We start from the raw sequence: 20,936 nt of genomic DNA, 5'->3' as shown, positions 1-20,936 counted from the left end.
ACCCGTGGCCGCAAACCCTAGGGTCGATTCCGGGCGGGCGACGCAGTGAGCCGCCTCCCCCGCCCGGTTCCACCCGGCCGGCCGTCGGTGTCGACCCACCTGCAGGGGTCGATCACCCGGCCGGCCGCGAGAAGAACCCCGCATGGAGTGGGCTGGCAGGTCACCGCGTGCGGGCACGGCCCGCACGGTGGCGATGTCGCCATCGCGGCCGCGGTCCTGGGCGCAGCCGGGACCGGCGGTCCGGTGCGCACTCGGCGCGCGGCGAAGTCCACTCCGGTGATCGTCGGCGACGGCTTCGACGTGTTCCCGCGCCTGGCGACTTCGATCGGAGAACCCGCCTGACCTCGGACCGATCGAATTCCTTACCAGCACAGCCCGGTTCGCGAGGATCACCTGATCCTTGGGCGGATCCCACGAGACGCTGTCGGGCCGCACACCCGGAGCATCCAACGCCCGACCCCCGGCCCCTGTTCCGTCGTCATCCGGAACAGGGGCCGCCGCGTGCCCTGCGATCACCTGCCCGGGCCAGGGCGAGGCTTGCTCTGCCTGCCGCCGAATCGACTTACCGCGCACCCGAAACGAACGCTCGCCAACCGGTAGCTGAGGCATTAACCGACACGTCGGAGGCGGCCCGCAGTTTTGCTGTGGGCGCACGATTGTCGCCTCTGCGTGCCGCGCGCGTGGCACTGAGAGTCGATTCTCGGGCGCGAATTCACTGGTCGATTGACCGACAGGTCCCTTTTGCGCGACTTTTCAGCACTGCGGTCCTCGTAATGCCCGTCTCACACATGCATGGAGTTTGCCGTGAACTTTCTAAAATCAGGCGGTTCGCAATTGTTCAGCACGAAACTGGGACTCGGGTAGGGGCGGGTTCCGAGGGGAGTTGAGATGGCTGTCCTTCTGGACGCGCAGTCGTACCCGATCGAGAATCGGCGCGGCCTGGTCACCGACCTCGCGAAGTCGGTCGCTCTCCAGGTCGACGCCGAACTGCTCGATCCACCCGAACACGTCATCACCCGTCACGAGAAGTGGCGGCTGGGCGTGGCCACCCTGCACCGGATCCAGATCTCCGCGGTCCGCGTGCGGCGCACACCCGCGCATGTCCATCGGACACCGTCGTCCGCGGTCGCGGTCGTCCTGCAGAAGCAGGCGGTCCGGCATCACTACCAGAACGGCCGCCACACCGTGACCGCCCCGGGCGAATGCGCCCTGTGGGACTTCGCCACCCCCTTCGAGGTGGGCTGGGACGGCATCGGCGAATCCTGGTGCATCGCGGTGCCGCGGGATCGGCTGGGACTGTCCGCCGAAACCCTGGCCGCCGCCACCGGACGGCTGCGGCACAGCCCCCTGCACGATATGGCCGCCGGGCAGATCACCGAGCTCATCGAGGGCGCCGAAGCCCTCGAACGCGATCCCGCCGCGGTCATGGTCGGCCAGTGCTGCGTGGAAATGGTGCGGGCGCTGCTGCTCTCGGCGTCGGGACCCGCCACCGGCGACGAGACGCCCGCGCATCAGCAGGCCGTGGTTCGTGAGGTGCAGAACTACGTGCGCCGCCACCTCAACGATCCGGACCTGCGGGTCGAGCAGATCGCGGCGGCCCACAATATGTCGGCCCGCTACCTGTACCGGCTGTGCGCCAACGCGGGAATCCGCTTGGAGCAGTGGATCATCGGCGAACGCCTCGCCGCTGCCCGCGCCCTGCTGGTGGATCCGGCGCACGGCGGACGCACCATCAGCGCCATCGCGCACACCGTCGGCTTCCGCGACGCCACGCATTTCACCCGCCGGTTCCGGGCGGCGTACGGGATGACCCCGCGCGACTGGCGCTACGCCGCCGCGACCGCCTGAGCGTTAGCTCCCGGACCCGCCGACACCTCGCGCCTCGGCCCGCCATTCGCTCGGGCCGACGCCGTAGGCGGCGCGGAAGCGGCGGGTGAAGTGGCTGGCGTCACGGAATCCGCAGGCCCGCGCGATCCAGCCGATGGTGCGCTCGGCGTGCCGGGGGTCCGCGAGCATGCGACGGGCCAGCTCCAGCCGCTCGCCGATGATCCACTGCCGCAACGACAGCCCGTGATCCGACCACAGCCGGTACAACCGGCGCACCGAGATATGGTGCGCCGCAGCGACTTCCTCGGCGCTGAGATCACCGCGCCGAAGGTTCGCCCGCAGGTAGGTCTCGATCTGACGCAACAACAGCGGCGCGGGCAGGCCCGCGCCGGCATCGGCCGACTCGGCTCCGGCCGCGGACAACACCAGGGCGCGGACCAGATCCACCGCGGCGCGCCCCAGCTCGGCAGCGCCCGGATCGGATTCGATCGAATCGGCGCGATCGAGCAGCTCCGCGATGAACGAGCCGATCATGGGATAGAGCGGGCTGCCGCGCAGGCTCAGCGCGGCGGACCGAAGGATGTCGGCCGGCAGCCCCAGCTCCTCCACCGACATACGCAGGCTGACGCTGATCGACGCTTCTCGCGTCACCGATATGAACGGGCTGTCGTAGTCCACGGCGCCGCAATCCCCCGGCAGCAGCAGTTCCCGCACGCCGAAATGCTCATGAATCCGGGTCCCGCCGATCTGCCTGGTCACCGAGAACCGCCCGGCCGGACTGGCCCGGACATGCTGAGGCGTCCTGACCAGCTCGAGCCCCGAGGTCGCGAAGCGCAGCAACTCCGCCGGCCCGAAAGTCCACGCCTCCACCCGGGCCTCGGCCGTCCGGTCCGCGGTGAGTCGAACCTCAGCGGCGGCAAGGGTTTCCGACGCCGCGGCGGACACCGCGTCCGCCCGTTCGTGCCGGGCCAATGCCGCGGTATCGAACACGACCGCCATCCACGCCTCCACCAGTTCGATCCGACGACGCGGTGCGGGCACCCCTCGGGATACCCGCACCGCGGTCGGAACAGTAGCAGCAGCAAGTGGGCAGCACACCATCGTGCAGATAGCCCGGCCGCCCTCCGCCACGGCGCAGGAATTGCACCGTCAATGCATCAAGATCGTTTGCCGCACAGTCTACTTGCGAGACTCCGGCGGGCGCGGTACATGACCGAATCGACGGCTACAGCAAACCGGTGGCATGACGTTCGGACGGACCGACAGGTCTACCTGACGCACACCCGGCGCACCGGTAGACCACGGTCCTCGAAGGCCGCCAGCATGGCCTGGCCGCGACGCGCCCCCTCCGAGGAGGACGTATTGGCCAGGGCCGGAACGTAGGTCGCCGCACCCACCACCGATTCCGCGACCAGCCCCCAGAAGCGCCGCACGCTCAGCCCGGAGCAGTGCGTCATCGCCCCCTGGATGAGCGTCAGCGCGGGCAGGCAGCGGTGCGCGAGCCAGACGTAGAGCGCCGGCTCGCACGGCAGCGCCACCACACCGTCCTCACCGACGAGCGGGTCGCCGTCCAGGACGCGAATGGTGGTGTCGGACAGACCGGCCCAGTCGATGCCGCCGTCGTTGTCGGTGTGAATCCACAGGTTCTCCAGGCCCGGATCCCAGGCGCGGCCCTCCGACACCACCATGGCCATCACCCGGCCCACCACCGCGTGGATCAGCGCGGTGGCCACCACCTCGGCGGCGATGTCGGCATTGCTCATCTCCGCGGCGTGGCGCCGGTACATCAGCTCGATGCGGCCCTCACGAATGCCGTCGGCGAGTCGCCACCATCTGCGTTTACCCTGGTCGACCATGGCGGCGACGGCGTAGACACGCGGGTGGTCGGGTTGCAGGGCGCGCAGGCGGTGACAGGCCGTCCCGAAGGCGAGCCTGGAATCGCGCGGCGGGCACACGGTTACGGGTTCGAGCATCGAACCTCCTCATTCATCGACTATTCGGCCAATGTGGGGACCAAAGGCGTGGAGCATGGACAACGTGTACGAGAAGATAGGTTAGGGTTACCATACTTATCGACCAAGAACGTGTCAGGAGTAGTTCGTCACCGTGCCCGCCGTAGTCACCACCAGACGGCGACGTCTGTCCGGACTTCTCGTTCTCGCCGTGCTCCTGCTCGGCGCACTGGCCGCCAGCATCGCCCTGGGTACCCGCAATCTGGGGCTCGGAACCGTCTACGACGCCCTCACCTGCCCTGGTGGACTGCCGCTTTCGTGCCCGGCCACCGACACCGCCGCCCAGATCGTGCGCGAATTGCGGCTCCCCCGAACCGGACTGGCCCTCATCACCGGGCTCGCGCTCGGCATGGCCGGGGCGCTCATCCAGGGCTACACCCGAAACCCCCTCGCCGACGCCGGATTACTCGGCATCAACGCGGGCGCGGCGTTCCTCGCCGCACTCAGCATCCACCTGCTCGCGCTCACCAGCCCGGCCCAGTACATCTGGTTCGCGTTCGCGGGCGCGCTGCTCGCGGGCGCGGTCGTGTTCGGCATCTCCGCGCTCGGCGGCGGTAAGGCCAGCCCACTGAGCCTGGTCCTCGCGGGCGCGGCCGTGACGGCGTTCCTGCAGGCCATGACCAATATCGTTGTCCTGCTCGACGGGACGGCTCTCAACACCTACCGCTACTGGGTGGTCGGCGACGTGGCCGGGCACGACGCCACCGTCTTCCGGCAGGTCCTGCCGTTCCTCGTGGTCGGTGCGATCCTGGCCCTGACCTGCGCCCCGACCCTGAACCTGCTCGGCCTCGGCGACGACGTGGCCCGCGGTCTCGGCGTCGACATCACCCGCAGCCGCGCCCTCGGCCTGGTCGCGGTCGTCCTGCTCGCGGGCGCCGCCACCGCCGCCGTCGGACCCATCGCCTTCCTCGGCCTGATCGTCCCCCACCTGGCCCGGGCGTTCACCGGCCCCGACTATCGCTGGCTGCTCCCCTACTCGGCGTTGCTCGGCGCGATCGTCCTGCTCCTGGCCGACACCGCGGGCCGATTGATCGCCCGACCCGGCGAACTCCAGGCCGGTGTCACCCTCGCGGCCCTCGGCGCACCCTTCTTCCTCCTGCTCGTCCGCCGCCGAAAGCTGGTGAGCCTGTGACACTCCCGACACCTCCCAACGCCACCTCCGACGCTGTGAGCTCGGGCGACTCGCCCGCAAACCCCTCGGCGGGTAGTGAACAGCCGGAATCCACCGCGCTCTCGCACGAAATCCGCCACGGCGCGGCCGCCGGATTGCGGGCCGTCCGACCGGCGGTGCGGGCGGGCGGATTCTCCTCTGTGCTGCGTCCTCTGGCGCTGATCACCGTGATCTCGCTCGCGGCCTTGCTGTTCGGATTGTTCGCGCTGGATATCGCGGTGGGCGAGTTCCGGATTCCGCTCGGGCGCGTGCTGGATGTGCTGGGCGGCGGAGGAACTCGGGCGCAGCGGTTCGTGATCATGGATTCGCGGCTGCCGCGGGCGCTGACCGCCGTGGTGGTCGGGGCGGCGCTGGGGCTGGCGGGCGCGGTGACGCAGTCGATTCTGCACAACCCGCTGGCCAGCCCGGATCTGCTCGGAATCACCTCGGGCGCGAGCGTCGGCGCGGTCGCGGTACTGGTCGGACTCGGCGGGGCCGGGACGGGGACGGCGGCGGCACTCGGGGTTTCGGGGGCGGCGCTGGCGGGCGGGCTGCTGACCGCGGTGCTCATCTACCTGCTGGCCTGGGGTCGCACCGCGTCCGGGGACGCCGGGGTGATGGGATTCCGATTGGTGCTCATCGGGATCGGCGTCAACGCGGCGCTGCTGTCGGTGGTGAGCTGGCTGCTGACCCGGGCGACGCTCACCGACGCCGCGCACGCCCAACAATGGCTGACCGGGTCGCTGAACATGGCCGACTGGTCGAGCCTGATCCCCGCCTCGATCGGCTTGGGGCTGGCGCTGCTGGTCACCGCCGGGTCGGCGCGCACGCTGGCCGCGCTGCGCTTCGGCACCGACACCACCCGCATTCTGGGCGTCCGCATCCAGACCCAGCAGGCGATCCTCATCGCCGCCGCGGTCGGCTGCACCGCGCTGGCGACCGCCGCGGTCGGCCCGCTCGGCTTCGTGGGGCTGGCGGCGCCGCAGATCGCGCGTCGGCTGCTGCGCACGCCCGGCGAACCGGTCATCGCGTCGGCGCTGGTCGGGGCCATCGCCGTGGTCGGCGCGGACCTGCTCGCCCGCACCGCGTTTCCGGTGTCGCTGCCCGTCGGTGTGGTCACCGCGGCCGTCGGCGGACCGTTCCTGCTGTATCTGCTCGTTCGCACCAACCGGAAGGCGACGCTGTGACTTCGACGTCGGCTCCCGCGACTTCTAAGGTGGCACTGTGACTCTCGCTGCGGAATCCCTCACTCTCGGCTACGGCGAGCGGATCATCGTCGACGGCCTGTCGGTCGACATCGAGCCCGGGCTCATCACCACCGTCATCGGCCCCAACGGCTGCGGCAAATCCACCCTGCTGCGCTCCCTGGGCCGGCTGCTGCGCCCCAAGGCGGGCCGGGTCCTGTTGGACGGCAAGGCCATCGCCACCATGAAGACCAAGGACATCGCCCGCGTGGTCGGCATGCTGCCGCAGACGCCGGTCGCGCCCGAGGGCCTCACCGTCGCCGACCTGGTCGCCCGCGGCCGACACCCGCACCAGTCGTGGCTGCGGCAGTGGTCCGCCGACGACGAGACCGAAGTGCTGGCCGCGCTCGAACAGACCGGCATCGCGGACCTGGCCGGGCGCACCCTCGACGAGCTCTCCGGCGGCCAGCGCCAGCGCGCGTGGATCTCCATGGCCCTGGCCCAGGGCACCGACATCCTGCTGCTCGACGAACCGACCACCTACCTCGACCTCACCCACGCCCTCGAGGTGCTGGACCTGGTCGACCGCCTGCACGACGACCTGGGCCGGACCGTGGTCATGGTGCTGCACGACCTGAACCTGGCGATCCGCTACAGCGACCGCCTGATCGTCATGCGCGACGGCCGCATCGAGGCGCAGGGCGCGCCCGCGGACATCATCAGTGCCGAACTGCTGCTGAATGTGTTCAATCTGCGGGCCGAGGTGCTCGAGGATCCGGTGTCCGGGCGGCCCATGATCGTGCCGATCGGCAACCGCCACGTCATCGTATGAGGAATCCCACACCAGCAACCCGCCGGTTACGACGACCTGTAGTACGCATTGCTGTCGTTGCCTCCGTAAGCTGGTGGGATGGCAGGTCTTGGTGAACTCGAGAAAGCGGTCATGGACCAGTTGTGGTCGGCCGACGAACCGCAAACGGTCCGGCAGGTCCATGAAGCCCTCGCTGAGCGTCGTGAACTCGCGTACACCACGGTGATGACCGTTCTGCAGCGCTTGGCGAAGAAGAACCTGGTGGTCCAGCAGCGCGACGACCGCGCACACCGCTACGCGCCCGTGCACACCCGCGACGAACTCGTCGCCAGCCTCATGTTCGACGCGCTGCAGCAGGCCGACGAGGTGGGCAGCCGCCGCGCCGCGCTCGTGCACTTCGTCGAGCAGGTCGGCGCCGACGAGGCTGACGCATTGCGGGCCGCACTCGCTAAGCTCGAAGCCACCGAGGTGGCGCGCAAGGACAAACCCGAGTCCACATAGCTGTACCCTCGGCCCGAGCCCCACAACGCAGTGAGCTGAGGACATGGACTGGACAGCGCCGGTATTCGCCGGTCTCGCCTTGTTACTGGCGGGACCGGTGCCAGCGCTGCTCTCCCGGGCCACCTGGCCCTTCCGCAGTCCCCGTGCCGCTCTGGTGCTCTGGCAGGCCATCGCGCTGGCCGCGGTGCTCAGCGCCTTCGGCTCCGGCCTCGCCATCGCCTCCCGCCTGCTGGTCCCCGGCCCCGACGGCCGGCCGACCACCACCCCCAGCAAGGAAATCGATGTCCTCGGCCTGCCGCTGTGGCTGGGCCTGGTGCTGGTGTTCGCGCTCACACTGCTCGTCGGGGCACGGCTGATCTGGTCGGTGATCCGGGTCGGGATCCACACCCGTCGCCGCCGCGCCCGCCACCGCATGCTGGTCGACCTGCTCGATCAGTCCAGCGTGCAACGCAAATCGGCCGACATCCGGGTGCTCGCGGCCACCGAGCCGATCGCCTACTGCCTGCCCGGGCTGCGCCGCCGCGTGGTGCTCAGCCAGGGCACGGTCACCAATCTGACCGACGAGGAACTCACCGCCATCGTCAGTCACGAGCGCTCGCATCTGCGCGCCCGCCACGACCTGGTGCTGGAAGCCTTCACCGCCGCGCACGAGGCCTTCCCCCGCGTGGTCCGCTCCAAGTCCGCGCTGGACTCGGTGAAACTGCTCATCGAACTGCTCGCCGACGACTCCGCGGTCAAGGTCACCGGCCCCACCCCGCTGGCCCGCGCCCTGGTGGCCTGCTCGAATTCGCCCGCCCCGCAGGGCGCGATGGCCGCGGGCGGACCCAGCACCTTGATCCGCATCCAGCGCCTCGCCGGTCCCATCGGTGACCTGCGCATCGCCGTCGCCGCCTACCTGGCCGCCGCCGCCATCCTCGTGGTGCCGACCCTCGCCGTCGCGATCCCCTGGCTGGTCGAGGTCAGCCGCCTGGTCAGCCGTGCCTGAACCCGCTCCGCCCGCCCGCGAATCCGACTCGGGCGCGGACGGTTCCGCCGTGCCCGCCGAACGCTCCGGCAACACCCCCAACCCGACATCCACCCGCCGCGGTCCCGCGGCGACACCGAATCCCGATCCGGAGGCCACCATCCACACCGATCCGACACCCGCACCGACATCCACCGCGGCGGCGCCGACCCGATTCGCGGATCTCGGTCTGCCACCGGTGCTGGTGCAGGCGCTGCGGCGGGGCGGGATGGATACGGCGTTCCCGATTCAGGCCGCGGTCGTTCCCGATATTCTCGCGGGCCGCGACGTGCTGGGCCGGGCCGCGACGGGGTCGGGCAAAACGCTGGCGTTCGGGTTGCCGATGCTGGTGCGGCTGTTCGGTGCGCCGAGCGCCCTCAAGCGGCCGCGCGGTCTGATCCTCGCGCCCACCCGGGAGCTGGCGATCCAGATCGAGGCGGCGCTGGACGAACCCGCGCTGTCGCTGGGCCTGCGCCTGGCCACCGCCGTCGGCGGGCTCCCGATCAAGAAGCAGGAGGAGCGGCTGGCGCGCGGCGTGGACGTGGTCATCGCGACGCCGGGCCGGTTGACCGACCTACTCGGACGGAAAGCGGTGCAGCTGAACGACATTCGCGTGGTCACCGTGGACGAGGCCGACCATATGGCCGAACTGGGCTTCCTCCCCCAGCTCACCGCGCTGCTGAACAAGGTGCCCGACGACGCGCAACAGCTGTTGTTCTCGGCGACGCTGGACGAGACCGTCGACGGGCTGGTGCAGAAGTATCTCCACGATCCCGCCACCCACGCGATCGGCGCGAGCACGGCGCACGTGCCGAATACGGCTGCGGCAGGCCCGGATTCAGACGCACTCGCGGTGGATTCCGTGTCGGGCACGTATTCGGCAGCGCCGGGCACCGGGTCGGCCACCTCGGGCACGACGGGCACCGGGTCGGCCGCGGTCGGCGTGGACTCGCCGGTCGGCACGGTCACGGGAGACCTCGGGCGAGTCGCCGCGGGACCGACGATCGCGCATTACGCCCTGCACGTCCGACGGCCCGACAAGCGCGCGGTGGTCAGTGAGATCGCCGCGCGGCAAGGCCGGACGCTGCTGTTCGTGCGCACCCAGCACGGAGCCGACAAGCTGGCGCGCAAGCTCCGCGAGATCGGTATCGGCGCGGTCGCCCTGCACGGCGGCAAGGCGCAGAACCAGCGCACTCGCATGCTCGCGGCCTTCGCCGACGGAACCGCGCCGGTGCTGGTCGCCACCGATGTGGCCGCCCGGGGGCTGCACATCGACGACATCTCGCTGGTCGTGCACGTCGACCCGCCCGCGGATCCCAAGGACTACCTGCATCGCACCGGCCGCACCGCCCGAGCGGGCGCGTCGGGCACGGTCGTCACCATCGTCACCCCCGACGATCGCGAGGAGGCGGCCCGGCTCGCGGAGCGCGCCTCGGTGACCCTCACCGACGTCGAGGTGCGCCCGGGCGATCGCCGGCTCGTCGAGATCACGGGAGCCCGCCGCCCGAGCGGCCGTCCGATCGCCGATCCGTCGGCCCCGCCCGCCCCCGAGGGGAAGGCCGACAAGGAGCAGCCGCGGTTCCGGCAGCAGCGGCCGCAGGGCGAGAGCCGCGTGCACAACAAGAAGCGCAAGCCGGGCGCGGCCCGTCGTTCGTCCCGATGAGGGCGACACGTTTGTAGGTTCCTACGACACGCGGGCACGAAGAGCGCGACCTTTCCGGCAAATCCGACGAGATTGAGCTAACTCGGAGCCGGAAAGCAGGCCCAGCAAATTTGTAGCAAACGTCAATGTGGCCTGTGGCGTGCCACAAGAATCACCCTCTCCATTCCCTGCGGGGAATCGCGCACCAGGCGGCGAACGGCGAGCATCGGGACCATGCCCGAGCGAAACATCCTGCGCTACACCGTGATCACCTCCACCCCGGACGGCGGATCGGCCTTCACCGATGCCGAAATCCCGCTGGCCGATCGGACTCTCGCCGCCGGCGTGCCCGCCATGGCGGTGGGCGCGATGCCATCGATCCCAGCCGTGTCCTATCTCCGCAGCGGCGGCTTCGACAGTGCGCCGCATCCGGCCCCGACCAGGCAATGGGTGGTCATGTTGCGGGGCGCGATCGAGGTGACCACCACCGACGGCGAACGCCGGCGGTTCGCACCCGGAGATCTGGTGCTGGCCGCTGACACCGACGGCCTCGGTCATACGACCGTCGCGGTCGGGGCACCACCGTTCGAGGCGCTGTTCATCCCCACCCCGTCCTGAACCGACGGAATCAGATCAAGTCGGCGGTGCCGTCGACGACCTTCAGCAGGCAATCGAAACGGCCGATGCGCCAGCCCTTTTCAGTCGCTGCAACCCCAGCACATAGCTGCCGACGAACCACCGGTGGTGCCGCCGGTGGCGTCGGCCTTCACGTGCACGGCGATGGCGTCGGCGTGCGCCGGCGCGCTGTCGCCGGTGATCTCGATGAGCTGGGTTGCCCGCGGCAATCGGAATTTCTTGGCAAGTCGCTGGCGAACGCACAGCATTCAGCTACCATGGTCCAACGTGCAGTTTCTTCCCGGGCAGACCCCGCCCTATGACCTGACCTACGACGACGTCTTCCTCGTCCCCCGCCGGACGGATGTGGCGTCCCGTTTCGATGTCGACCTGTCCACCTCGGACGGGACCGGCACCACCATCCCCCTCGTGGTCGCGAACATGACCGCCGTCGCCGGCCGTCGCATGGCCGAGACCGTGGCCCGCCGCGGCGGCATCGTGGTGCTGCCGCAGGATCTCCCGATCCCGGCGGCCGCGGACACCATCGCCTTCGTCAAGAGCCGCTCGCTCACCGCCGACACCCCCGTCGTGCTGGATCCCGAGCAGTCGGTCTCCGACGCGCTGGCCCTCATCCACAAGCGCGCCCACGGCGCGGTCGTCGTGGTCGAGAACGGCAAGCCGGTCGGCGTCGTCACCGAGGCGGCCTGCGCCGACGTGGACCGCTTCGCGCGGCTGAGCACCGTCGTCGACACCAGCTTCGTCACCGTCCCGGCCGACACGTCGCCGCGTGACGTCTTCGACATGCTCGAGGCCGGGCACGCGCACCTGGCCGTGCTGGTCCACTCGGACGGCACTCTCGCGGGCGTGATGACCCGCACCGGCACCATCCGTGCCGGCATCTACACCCCCGCGGTCGACGCGAACGGCAAGCTGCGCATCGCGGCCGCGGTCGGCATCAACGGCGACATCCCGGGCAAGGCCAAGGCCTTGGTCGACGCGGGTGCGGACGTGCTGGTGATGGACACCGCGCACGGACACCAGACCAAGATGATCGAGGCGCTGCGTTCGGTGGCGAACCTGGGCCTGGGTGTGCCGCTGGTCGCGGGCAATGTCGTCGCCGCCGAAGGCGTGCGCGATCTGATCGAGGCGGGCGCGGACATCATCAAGGTCGGTGTCGGCCCCGGCGCCATGTGCACCACCCGCATGATGACCGGCGTCGGCCGCCCGCAGTTCTCCGCGGTCGCCGAATGCGCCGAAGCCGCCAAGGAATTCGGCAAGCACGTGTGGGCCGACGGCGGCGTCCGTCACCCGCGCGACGTGGCCCTGGCGCTGGCCGCCGGCGCCTCGAACGTGATGATCGGCTCCTGGTTCGCGGGCACCTACGAGTCGCCCGGCGACCTGCGCGTCGACCGCGACGGCAACCGCTACAAGGAGTCCTTCGGCATGGCGTCCAAGCGGGCCGTGGCCGCCCGCACCGCCACCGACTCGGCGTTCGACCGGGCCCGCAAGGCGCTGTTCGAGGAGGGCATCTCGTCCTCGCGCATGCGTCTGGATCCCGAGCGTCCCGGCGTCGAGGACCTGATCGACCACATCACCTCCGGTGTGCGCAGCTCCTGCACCTACGCGGGCGCGCGCACCATCGGCGAGTTCCACGAGCGCGCCACGCTGGGCATCCAGTCGGCCGCCGGCTTCGCCGAGGGCCGTCCGCTGCCCTCGGGCTGGTGATCGTCTCCCGCTAGTACTGCACAACTCGAACCCGGCGGGTCCGCTCGGATCCGCCGGGTTTCGTGTGTGCGGACCCCTTCGGCGTGTCATCGCCGGTCCGGCGTCGAACGATTCCCGGCGACCGTCCATTGTGATCCGGCCCCGCTGTGCGGAAACCGGCGAAGCCGCCCGGTAGCATGGCCTGACCGGACCCAGGCACTGGGTATCCGTGGCGTACTCCGCCAGCAACCCCTGCGAAAGGAACCAGTTGTCACCCGCGTCCAAGGGCGCTTCACAGGAGGGCTCCTCTACCGAGCCGGGTGACAAACCCGGCTTCCCCGCAATACCGGCTTCGGAAACGGCCGGGTGGTGCTGACCGTGTCGGTTCTGCTCACCATTCTCAGTCTGCTCGGATTCATCGCTCTGACCGCCGGCACGGCCTTGTTCGTGGCCGCGGAATTCTCGCTCACCGCTCTGGAACGCTCCACCGTGGAGGCCCACGCCCGTGACGGCGACCGCCGGGCCCGGCAGGTGCACCAGGCGCATCGCACTCTCTCGTTCCAGTTGTCGGGCGCTCAGCTGGGCATCACCATCACCACCCTGATCACCGGTTACATCGCCGAGCCCGTGCTGGCCCGGCTGCTGGAACCGATGGTGAGCGCGTTCGGGCTGGGCGTCGGGACCGTGAAGGGCATCTCCCTGGCGCTGGCGCTGATCATCGCGACCTCGCTGTCGATGATCTACGGCGAGCTGGTGCCCAAGAACATCGCCATCGCCTCGCCGCTGGAGACCGCGCGCTGGACCGCGGGCCCGATGATCGCCTTCTCCTCCGTCTTCAAGTGGATGATCAATTTCCTGAACGGGGCCGCCAACTGGGCGGTGCGCCGGATGGGGATCGAACCGGCCGAGGAACTCCGGTCGGCGCGCTCTCCGCAGGAATTGGGTTCGCTGGTGCGGACTTCCGCACTGCACGGGGCGCTCGATCAGCGCACCGCGCAGGTGGTGGATCGGTCGCTGCAGTTCGGTGATCGCACCGCGGAGGAGTTGATGACGCCGCGCATGACCATCGAAACCCTCGATCAGGACTGCACTCTCGCCGATCTGATCGACGCCGCGCGCGAAACCGGGTACTCGCGGTTCCCGGTCGTGGACGGCGATCTCGACAACACGCTCGGGTTCGTGCACATCAAGCAGACCTTCGTGCATCCGGTGAAGGATCGCCGCCAGATCACCTTGAAGTCCATCGCGCAGCAGGTGCCCGTGGTGCCGGCCAGCCTGGACGGCGACGAGGTGCTCGAGCGGGTGCGCCGCGACGGCATGCAGGTCGCGCTGGTGGTCGACGAGTACGGCGGCACCGCGGGCATCGTCACCATGGAGGACCTGATCGAGGAGATCCTCGGCGACGTGCGCGACGAGCACGACGAGGAGGAACTCGATGTGCGCCGCACGGCCAACGGCTGGAACTGCTCGGGTCTGATGCGCATCGACGAGGTGTCCCGCACCACCGGATACGACCCGCCCGAGGGCGAGTACGAAACCCTGGGCGGCCTGGTCCTGACCCGTCTGGGCCGGATCCCCGAAACCGGCGACGAGGTGCTGCTGCCCGAACCCGGCAACAGCCAGCTCGAGCACACCCACACCCGGGGCGGCTGGATCGCCACGGTCGAGCGGATGGACGGGCGGCGTATCGACCGCGTCCTGATCCGGCCGATCGACGCCGAGGCCCTCGCGATCTGGGAGCAGACTCATGGGTGACCTGTACGCCGTCCTGTTGACGTTCCTGCTGTTGTTGGGCAACGCGTTCTTCGTCGGCGCGGAGTTCGCCTTGATCTCCGCACGCCGTGACCGGCTCGAAGCGCTTGCGGCGCAGGGCAAGCGGAGCGCCAACACCGTCATCGAGGCGGGCCAGAACCTGTCGATGATGCTGGCGGCGGCGCAGCTGGGCATCACCATCTGCTCGATCCTGCTGGGCCGGGTGGGTGAGCCCGCGGTGGCGCATCTGCTGGAGCAGCCGTTCGATCTGCTGGGCGTGCCGGATTCGCTGTTGCATCCGATCTCGTTCGCGCTGGCGTTGACGATCGTGGTGATCCTGCACATCCTGCTCGGCGAGATGATCCCGAAGAACATCGCGCTCGCCGGTCCGGAGCGCATGGCGCTGCTGCTGGTTCCGCTGCACCTGATGTGGCTGCGGCTGGCCAAGCCGTTGATCGCGGTCTACAACTTCGCGGCCAATATCTCGCTGCGGGCGTTGCGGATCGAGCCGAAGGACGAGCTGGATTCGACGGTGTCGTCGGACGAGCTGGCCGAGATGTTCGGTGAATCGCGCTCCGAGGGTCTGCTGGACGAGGAGGAGCATCGTCGCCTCACGCAGGCGCTGGGCTCGAGCGACCGGATCGTCGCCGATGTGATGGTGCCGCTGGCCAAGGCCCGCTCGGTGCCGTTGCGCGGCGACGGGACCACCCTCGGCGACATCGAATCCGCTGTCGCCGAGACCGGTTTCTCGCGGTACCCGGTTCGGGCGGACGACGGTTCGCTGGTCGGCTACCTCCACGTCAAGGATGTGCTCGACCTGACCGCCGACGAGGACGCGGGGCCGGGCACCCCGATCCCGCGCACCGATATCCGTCCGCTGCCCACGGTCAGCATGGGCACCACCTTGTTCGAGGCGCTGGCCCGCCTGCGCCGAACCAACTCCCATCTGGGTCGTGCGGTGGACAGCCGCGGCAATACCGTCGGCATCGTGGCGCTGGAGGATCTGGTGGAGGAGTTCGTGGGCACCGTCCGCGACGCCACCCACCGTCTCGCCGAATGATGAACGCCCGCATCGATTCCCCCGTGCTGTCCGGTCCCGCTTGGCGGGACCGGGCGGCCGCCCACCGCGCCCGCGTCGACGCGCTGCTCGGCCCGTACCTCGACCGGCGCGCGGCGGGCACCAAACACCCGGTGATCGACTTCCTGTTCACCTATTACGGCAACAAACCCGCGCAGCTGAAACGCTGGCATCCGGGTTTCGGTGTCACGCTGACCGATGCCGAGGAGTACACGGGGTCCCGCGGCTACCACCAGATCTCGGTGGACTCCCCTGACGGCCCGCCCGTCACCGGCTGGACCGCCGACCCCGTCTTCCTCGAAAAGCGCCGCGACACCATCGAATTCGTGGCCTCCCTGTTGTCCGCGACCGCGTCGCGCCCGGCCCAGCTGTCCTGCTTCGGCCTGCACGAGTGGGCCATGGTCTACCGCACCGACGACGTCCGCCACCAGCAGGTCCCGCTCCGTCTGGGCTCCTCCGGCACCGACGCCGTCGTCGAATCCATGCAGATCCGCTGCACCCACTTCGACGCCTTCCGCTTCTTCACCCCCGCCGCGGTCCCCCTCAACATCGAACCCCTCACCCGCGACTCCCAGATCGCCCGCGAGCAACCCGGCTGCCTCCACGCCAATATGGACATCTACAAGTGGGGCTTCAAACTGACCCCCTTGATCAGCTCGGACCTGCTGTTCGACGCCTTCGAACTGGCGTGCGCCGCCCGCGAGCTCGACATGAAGGCCAGCCCCTACGACCTGCTGGACTACGGCTACGAGCCCATTCGCATCGAAACACCGTCCGGCAGAGCCGAATACGTCCGCGGCCAGGCCGATATCGCGGCCCGGTCGGAACTCCTGCGCACCCGCCTGCTCGACGCCACCAGACACCTGCTGACCAGATCGGGCGAATCACATCCCGGATTCGATGCGTTTGCAAACAAATGATATTCGTGACCGGTGTGACGGATTAATCCCGCTTCCGAATGGCGCTGACGTGCACTAATATCAGAGAATCTCGACCGCACACTGGCCGATTGGCACATTCGACTACAGGTTCGGACGGCTAAGGAATTTGGGGGGCAGGGTTGGATAGGGCACCTGGTCGGCGCATCTGACAGGAATAGTGCCACGTATCCGTCCCTGGTCGGCGGATCGGCCACACTCGTCGTCATCTTCGACAGTTCCTGCTGTCGCCCGCGCGTGTCCGCGCCCAATTAGAAGACCAACTGGCCTCGTTCACGAACGACGGGGGGGATTGCCGGGGGCTCCGAGGTGCTGCCCCACCTCGAATGCGGCCCGATAAACGGAATATGCGACATGCCGTTTATTCAGAATGCTCGTTCGGCGACGCACGCGACCGAATCTTTTCGCGATCACGCGAATTCTCGAAGGGTGCGCATCTGCTTTCGACATAGGAGGCGCATAGCTATGACACGGGATCAAGTCGCTCAAGCGATTATCGCGGAGGGGCAGCGACGTGGAATCAGTCAGCGCGGCATCGTGATCGCACTGGCGACCGGGCTGGTCGAGTCCAACTTGACGATCTACGCGAATCCGGCGGTGCCGGAGTCCATGCAGATCGAACACGATGCCGTGGGGACCGACGGCTTCTCGGTGGGCGTGTTCCAGCAACAGATCCGGCAGGGCGACAACGGCGAGTACTGGTGGGCGGATTGCGCGACGTGTATGAATCCGACCACGTCGGCAGGGCTGTTCTACGAGCGGCTCGCGAGGCTGGACTACAACGGTCCGGATTCACCCGGTTCGTATGCGCAGGAAGTGCAGCGGTCGGCGTTCCCCGATCGGTACGACGAACGCATGTCCGAAGCCCAGGACATCTATGACCGGCTGGCTTCGGTATCGCCGGGTGGGGAACCGACGGAGAAGGAACTCCCCTACGACAGGTCGATCGTCCCGCAGGAGAGGTTCTTCTGGTGCGGTCCCGCGGCGACCCAGATCGTCTGCAATTCGTGCGGGGTGAATCTCTCCGAGCAATACTTGGCCACCGAGATCGGAACCACCGAGAACGGGACCGATTACGTCGGATTGATCACTCCGGTGCTGAACAGGATTCTGCCCGCCGCGAAGTATGTAGACACCTATCTGCACGACGACCCGCCGACCGGCGCCCAGAAGGATCGGCTGTGGAAGGACATCGTCAATTCGATCGACGCCGGCTTCGGTGTGGTCGCGAATATCGATGCCCCGCCGAACAATTACCCGCAAGGCGTCAAGGGTTCGGTATCGCCCGTCTACGGCGGCGGTGAGGTCTTCCACTACATCGCGTTGATGGGCTATGACAGCGCGTTCCCGCGCGCAGTGTGGGTCGCCGACAGCGGATTCAGCCCGTACGGATATTGGATCGGCTTCGATCAGCTCGCGACACTGATCCCGCCGAAGGGCTATACCTCGGCTACCGCGGCACCCATGCCCACCTTGCCGATCGGCGACGTGTGGATCCAACTCTTCGGCGACGGCGGCAACAACACACCCGGCACGGGTTGGCCCCAGCTGGGCGGGCGAACCGTCGTCGACGAATTCGCCGCGATCGGTCAGAAGTTGAAGATCAGCGGCTTCGCGGCACCCACCACCGCGGTCGACGTGCCGTTCCCGGTCGGCGTCGACGGTCAGGTTCGTGACGTGTGGATCCAATTCTTCGGCGACGGTGACGACTTCACCCCGGGAACGGGATGGCCGCAGCTCGGTGGGCACACCCTCGTCGACGGCGTCGCCGCCATCGGCCAGAAGCTGAAGATCAGCGGCTTCGGGGCTCCCACCGGTGCGACCAACGTGCCCTTCCCGACCGGTGCCGCGGGCCAGATCCCCGACGTGTGGATCCAGCTGATGGGTATGGGCGGCACCGGCTGGCCGCAGCTGGGCGGGCGGACACTGGTCGACGGCGTCGCCGCCATCGGCCAGAAGCTGGCCATCGACGGCTTCGCAGCCCCTCCCGGCCCACCCCAGATCTCCTTCCCCGCCCGGATCGCCGACCAGGTCAGAGACCTCGAGATCCAGTTCATGGGCATCACCGGCAATGGCTGGGAGCAGTTGGGCGGCCACACCCTTGTCGACGGTCTCGCCGAGATCGGAAAGGCGACCAAAACACCCTGACGCACACGGGCGGCTGCGGCTCGGTGATCCGAGGAGCGTCGAGCCGCTGTCCCGGATCGGCCTGGACCCGAGCGGTCCGATCGAGGTCCGGCGCGCGGCACTGTCCGTGTCGGAGAGCACCGGGATGTGCCCGGAGGGAAGCGAATTGCAGGCGGAGGTTCTCCCGCGTCGCAACTAAAGCAGAATCTATTGCTTCTGAACAACGGCTCTGCCTACTCTCGCTAAAGCAGAACATTCCGCAATAGCGCGGTCGAGCGAGAGGCCAACAATGAGGTCGTTGCTGAAACTGGCGAAACGGGTGGGGGTCAGCGCCCGCGTCATCACCGCCTCGGTCACCACCGCCGTCATGGTCGTCGGCGGCTGCGCCTCGGCGCCGGACCCGCTGGGCGGCGCCCAGCACTTCACCGCCGACTTCCTCAGCGTCGCGGGCGTCTTCGAGGGCAACCCGATCACGGTGCTCGGTCTCGAGGTCGGGAAGGTCGACCGGGTCGTCACCCGCAGCCGGTACGTCGAGGTCCACATGACCGTGGACAAGGGCGTCGACATCCCGAAGAACGTTCAGGCCGCGCTGGTTTCGCCGTCCATCGTGACCGACCGGCACATCGAGCTCACCCCCCGCTACACCGGCGGTGACAAGCTGCGCGACAACGCGGCCGGGGTGACCGAGGTGGTCGACGTGACGCCGCTGCTCATGCAGAACCTGGACCGCTCGGTCAACCGGCAGGAAGGATTCATCCGCACCCATGCCCTTCTCGGGACCGGGCTCTCCGGCGAGATCGTCAGCCTGTTCTGTGAGCGCGTCCAGATGCGCTCCGACGGCTGCCGGACCGGCAAGATGGAGGACTTCGGACCCGACTTCGGTCTCATGGCGGCACTGCTGGGATTGACGAGATAGATGGCGGGCTCCCGCCACCATCGCCGCCGCGATTACTGGAACCCTGTCGGAACACGATCCGGTCGTCGATGCCCGTACGATCGAGCGGGCCTGGCTCTGCGGCGGAACTCGACTCGAGCAGGATGGTGAGGACAACGTGGTGCGAACGCGTCTCGACGAATGGATTGCCGGCGGCCGGTACGTGCAGCTGTGCGGTCACCGGATCTTTCATCGTCAGGACGGTCCGGTCGACGGTCGGCCGGTGACGCTGGTACACGGGTTCCCCACCTCCTCGCATGATTGGGCGCCGGTGCTGCCCGCGCTGGTCGACGCCGGGTGCCGGGTCACCACACTGGACCTGGTCGGGTTCGGGGCCAGTGCGAAGCCCGCGCGGCACGACTATCGGATCACCGAGCAGGCCTCGATCGTCGAGCAGTTGTGGGAGTACCTGGGAATCGAGGCCACGGCGCTGATCGCCCACGACTACGGGGTGTCGGTGGCGCAGGAACTGCTGCACCGCAACCCGTCCCGGATCACCGCCGCCGGGTTCCTCAACGGCGGGTTGTATCCGGACCTGCACCGGCCGACCCGGATCCAGCGGCTTCTGCACAGCCGCGCCGGTGTCGTGCTGCAGCATCTCGCGAGCGAGCCGGCTTATCGGCGCTCGCTGCGGCAAGTCCTCGGTCGCGAGGTGGCCGAGGACGAGCTGCACGACATGTGGCTGGCGTCATCGATGAACGACGGCAAGCGGATTCAACACCGGCTACTGCGCTATATCGACGATCGGCAGATCCACGCGGACCGCTGGCGGTCGGCGTTGGAGAGCTATCCCGGCCCGAAGCTGTTCGTCTGGGGCCCAGCCGATCCCGTCAGCGGAGCGCATGTCGTGCCTCGCCTCCAGGAGCGCCTGCCCGGCGCGCACCTGGTCGTCCTCGACGAACCCCCGGCGACGGGTCACTACCCCCAGGTGGAGAACCCGGCCGCCGTCGCCGAGGCCTTGACCGCGTTCCTGAAGCCCTGACCGTGTTCCCGGCGATGGCAGTCCGGCGCCGACCTCCTCCGCACCCGCCTGCTCGACGCCTGCCGCGAGCTCCTCGCCACCGAGCACCAGGCCGTGTGCCGACCGGTCTCATTGTTTCGGTACTCACGAATTACGTTTGCTTACAAACGATCCCGTGATTGTCGGATGAAACAACGCCACCCGATCGAGCGATTCACTCAGCACCCAACGCTGCTATGCCGACTCAGCCCGTGCGGTCCGGGGCGTAAGCTCCCGACGATATGACGAAACCCGTGAATCTCGACGGCGGCTTCGGCGCGCTCATCGGTTTGGATATGGTCGAATTCGATCAGCCCGGCGCACGCAGTGTCTGCCGGATCACCGTCGCCGACCAGCACCTCAACCCGCACGGCGTGCTGCACGGCGGGGCGATGTATTCGATGGCCGACCAGGGCATGGGTGCGGCCGTGTATTGCGTGCTCGCCGAGGGCGAATCCTGCGCCACCATCGAGATCAAAATCGTCTACCTCGCCGCCGTCCGCGACGGCGTCGTCGAATGCGAATCCCGCGTGATCAACCGAGGCCGACGCGTCATCGCCCTGGAATCGGAAATCCGAAACGCAGGCCGCCTGGTCGCCAAGGCCCTGGGCACCTACGCCGTCTTCCCCGCTCCAGTGCGCGACTGAGCCCGAGGCTC

The 20,936-nt window shown here is 68.7% G+C and carries 20 protein-coding genes; 17 read left to right on the top strand and 3 right to left on the bottom strand.

Annotation, left to right across the window (positions count from 1 at the left end; genetic code table 11):
* The first annotated feature begins 147 nt into the window (after positions 1-147).
* Positions 148-342, top strand: a complete 195-nt coding sequence (locus tag ABZ382_RS06760; protein WP_357085140.1) for a hypothetical protein — start codon at positions 148-150, stop codon at positions 340-342.
* A 546-nt stretch (positions 343-888) separates the two neighbouring features.
* Positions 889-1,848: a helix-turn-helix domain-containing protein gene (locus ABZ382_RS06755; protein WP_357085138.1), complete on the top strand. Its 960-nt coding sequence runs from the start codon at positions 889-891 to the stop codon at positions 1,846-1,848.
* 3 nt (positions 1,849-1,851) lie between these two features.
* Here ABZ382_RS06755 and ABZ382_RS06750 read toward each other — a convergent pair whose 3' ends face one another.
* Positions 1,852-2,886 carry a helix-turn-helix domain-containing protein gene (locus ABZ382_RS06750; RefSeq protein WP_357085136.1) on the bottom strand — a complete coding sequence of 345 codons (1,035 nt, stop codon included), beginning with the start codon at positions 2,884-2,886 and terminating at the stop codon, positions 1,852-1,854.
* Positions 2,887-3,095: 209 nt separating this feature from the next.
* Complete coding sequence (locus tag ABZ382_RS06745) at positions 3,096-3,800, bottom strand: hypothetical protein (protein ID WP_357085134.1); 705 nt, start codon at positions 3,798-3,800, stop codon at positions 3,096-3,098.
* A 133-nt stretch (positions 3,801-3,933) separates the two neighbouring features.
* Between ABZ382_RS06745 and ABZ382_RS06740 the strand changes: the two genes are divergently transcribed.
* The 7 genes from ABZ382_RS06740 (at position 3,934) to ABZ382_RS06710 (ending at position 10,748) form a co-directional block, all read left to right on the top strand.
* Positions 3,934-4,971, top strand: a complete 1,038-nt coding sequence (locus tag ABZ382_RS06740) for an iron ABC transporter permease (RefSeq protein ID WP_357085132.1) — start codon at positions 3,934-3,936, stop codon at positions 4,969-4,971.
* 110 nt (positions 4,972-5,081) lie between these two features.
* Positions 5,082-6,176, top strand: coding sequence for an iron chelate uptake ABC transporter family permease subunit (locus ABZ382_RS06735; RefSeq protein ID WP_357085905.1), 1,095 nt, complete (start codon positions 5,082-5,084; stop codon positions 6,174-6,176).
* Positions 6,177-6,213: 37 nt separating this feature from the next.
* Entirely contained in the window at positions 6,214-7,005 is a 792-nt protein-coding gene (locus ABZ382_RS06730; RefSeq protein ID WP_357085131.1) for an ABC transporter ATP-binding protein, read from the top strand.
* A gap of 78 nt (positions 7,006-7,083) precedes the next feature.
* Positions 7,084-7,485: a BlaI/MecI/CopY family transcriptional regulator gene (locus tag ABZ382_RS06725; protein ID WP_357085129.1), complete on the top strand. Its 402-nt coding sequence runs from the start codon at positions 7,084-7,086 to the stop codon at positions 7,483-7,485.
* Positions 7,486-7,528: 43 nt separating this feature from the next.
* Complete coding sequence (locus tag ABZ382_RS06720) at positions 7,529-8,470, top strand: M48 family metalloprotease (RefSeq protein WP_357085127.1); 942 nt, start codon at positions 7,529-7,531, stop codon at positions 8,468-8,470.
* 217 nt (positions 8,471-8,687) lie between these two features.
* Positions 8,688-10,151 carry a DEAD/DEAH box helicase gene (locus ABZ382_RS06715; protein ID WP_357085903.1) on the top strand — a complete coding sequence of 488 codons (1,464 nt, stop codon included), beginning with the start codon at positions 8,688-8,690 and terminating at the stop codon, positions 10,149-10,151.
* A gap of 213 nt (positions 10,152-10,364) precedes the next feature.
* Entirely contained in the window at positions 10,365-10,748 is a 384-nt protein-coding gene (locus ABZ382_RS06710; protein ID WP_357085125.1) for a hypothetical protein, read from the top strand.
* 80 nt (positions 10,749-10,828) lie between these two features.
* On the opposite strand, the gene ABZ382_RS06705 is transcribed toward ABZ382_RS06710, so the two are convergent.
* Positions 10,829-10,975 carry a hypothetical protein gene (locus ABZ382_RS06705; protein WP_357085123.1) on the bottom strand — a complete coding sequence of 49 codons (147 nt, stop codon included), beginning with the start codon at positions 10,973-10,975 and terminating at the stop codon, positions 10,829-10,831.
* A 58-nt stretch (positions 10,976-11,033) separates the two neighbouring features.
* Here ABZ382_RS06705 and ABZ382_RS06700 point away from each other — a divergent pair, with 58 nt between their 5' ends.
* From ABZ382_RS06700 to ABZ382_RS06665, 8 genes are all read left to right on the top strand, one after another.
* The gene (locus ABZ382_RS06700) at positions 11,034-12,470 is read left to right on the top strand and encodes a GuaB1 family IMP dehydrogenase-related protein (protein ID WP_357085121.1); all 1,437 of its coding nucleotides are present in this window, start codon (positions 11,034-11,036) and stop codon (positions 12,468-12,470) included.
* A gap of 357 nt (positions 12,471-12,827) precedes the next feature.
* Positions 12,828-14,204: a hemolysin family protein gene (locus tag ABZ382_RS06695; RefSeq protein WP_357085119.1), complete on the top strand. Its 1,377-nt coding sequence runs from the start codon at positions 12,828-12,830 to the stop codon at positions 14,202-14,204.
* Positions 14,197-15,261 carry a hemolysin family protein gene (locus ABZ382_RS06690; protein ID WP_357085118.1) on the top strand — a complete coding sequence of 355 codons (1,065 nt, stop codon included), beginning with the start codon at positions 14,197-14,199 and terminating at the stop codon, positions 15,259-15,261. The genes ABZ382_RS06695 and ABZ382_RS06690 overlap by 8 nt, the downstream gene beginning before the upstream one ends.
* The gene (locus ABZ382_RS06685; RefSeq protein WP_357085116.1) at positions 15,258-16,199 is read left to right on the top strand and encodes a 3-methyladenine DNA glycosylase; all 942 of its coding nucleotides are present in this window, start codon (positions 15,258-15,260) and stop codon (positions 16,197-16,199) included. The genes ABZ382_RS06690 and ABZ382_RS06685 overlap by 4 nt, the downstream gene beginning before the upstream one ends.
* A gap of 372 nt (positions 16,200-16,571) precedes the next feature.
* Positions 16,572-18,365 carry a C39 family peptidase gene (locus ABZ382_RS06680; RefSeq protein ID WP_357085114.1) on the top strand — a complete coding sequence of 598 codons (1,794 nt, stop codon included), beginning with the start codon at positions 16,572-16,574 and terminating at the stop codon, positions 18,363-18,365.
* Between the two features lie 277 nt (positions 18,366-18,642).
* Entirely contained in the window at positions 18,643-19,260 is a 618-nt protein-coding gene (locus tag ABZ382_RS06675) for an MlaD family protein (RefSeq protein WP_357085112.1), read from the top strand.
* Positions 19,261-19,396: 136 nt separating this feature from the next.
* Positions 19,397-20,260 (top strand): alpha/beta hydrolase, encoded by an 864-nt coding sequence (locus ABZ382_RS06670; protein WP_357085110.1) that lies wholly within the window; start codon positions 19,397-19,399, stop codon positions 20,258-20,260.
* 260 nt (positions 20,261-20,520) lie between these two features.
* Complete coding sequence (locus tag ABZ382_RS06665) at positions 20,521-20,925, top strand: PaaI family thioesterase (RefSeq protein WP_357085108.1); 405 nt, start codon at positions 20,521-20,523, stop codon at positions 20,923-20,925.
* Positions 20,926-20,936: the final 11 nt, after the last annotated feature.

Source organism: Nocardia sp. NPDC005825 (assembly GCF_040630175.1).
GTDB lineage: Bacteria > Actinomycetota > Actinomycetes > Mycobacteriales > Mycobacteriaceae > Nocardia.
The sequence above is the reverse complement of the archived record's forward strand: the minus strand, read 5'-3'. Positions and strand labels throughout refer to the sequence as shown.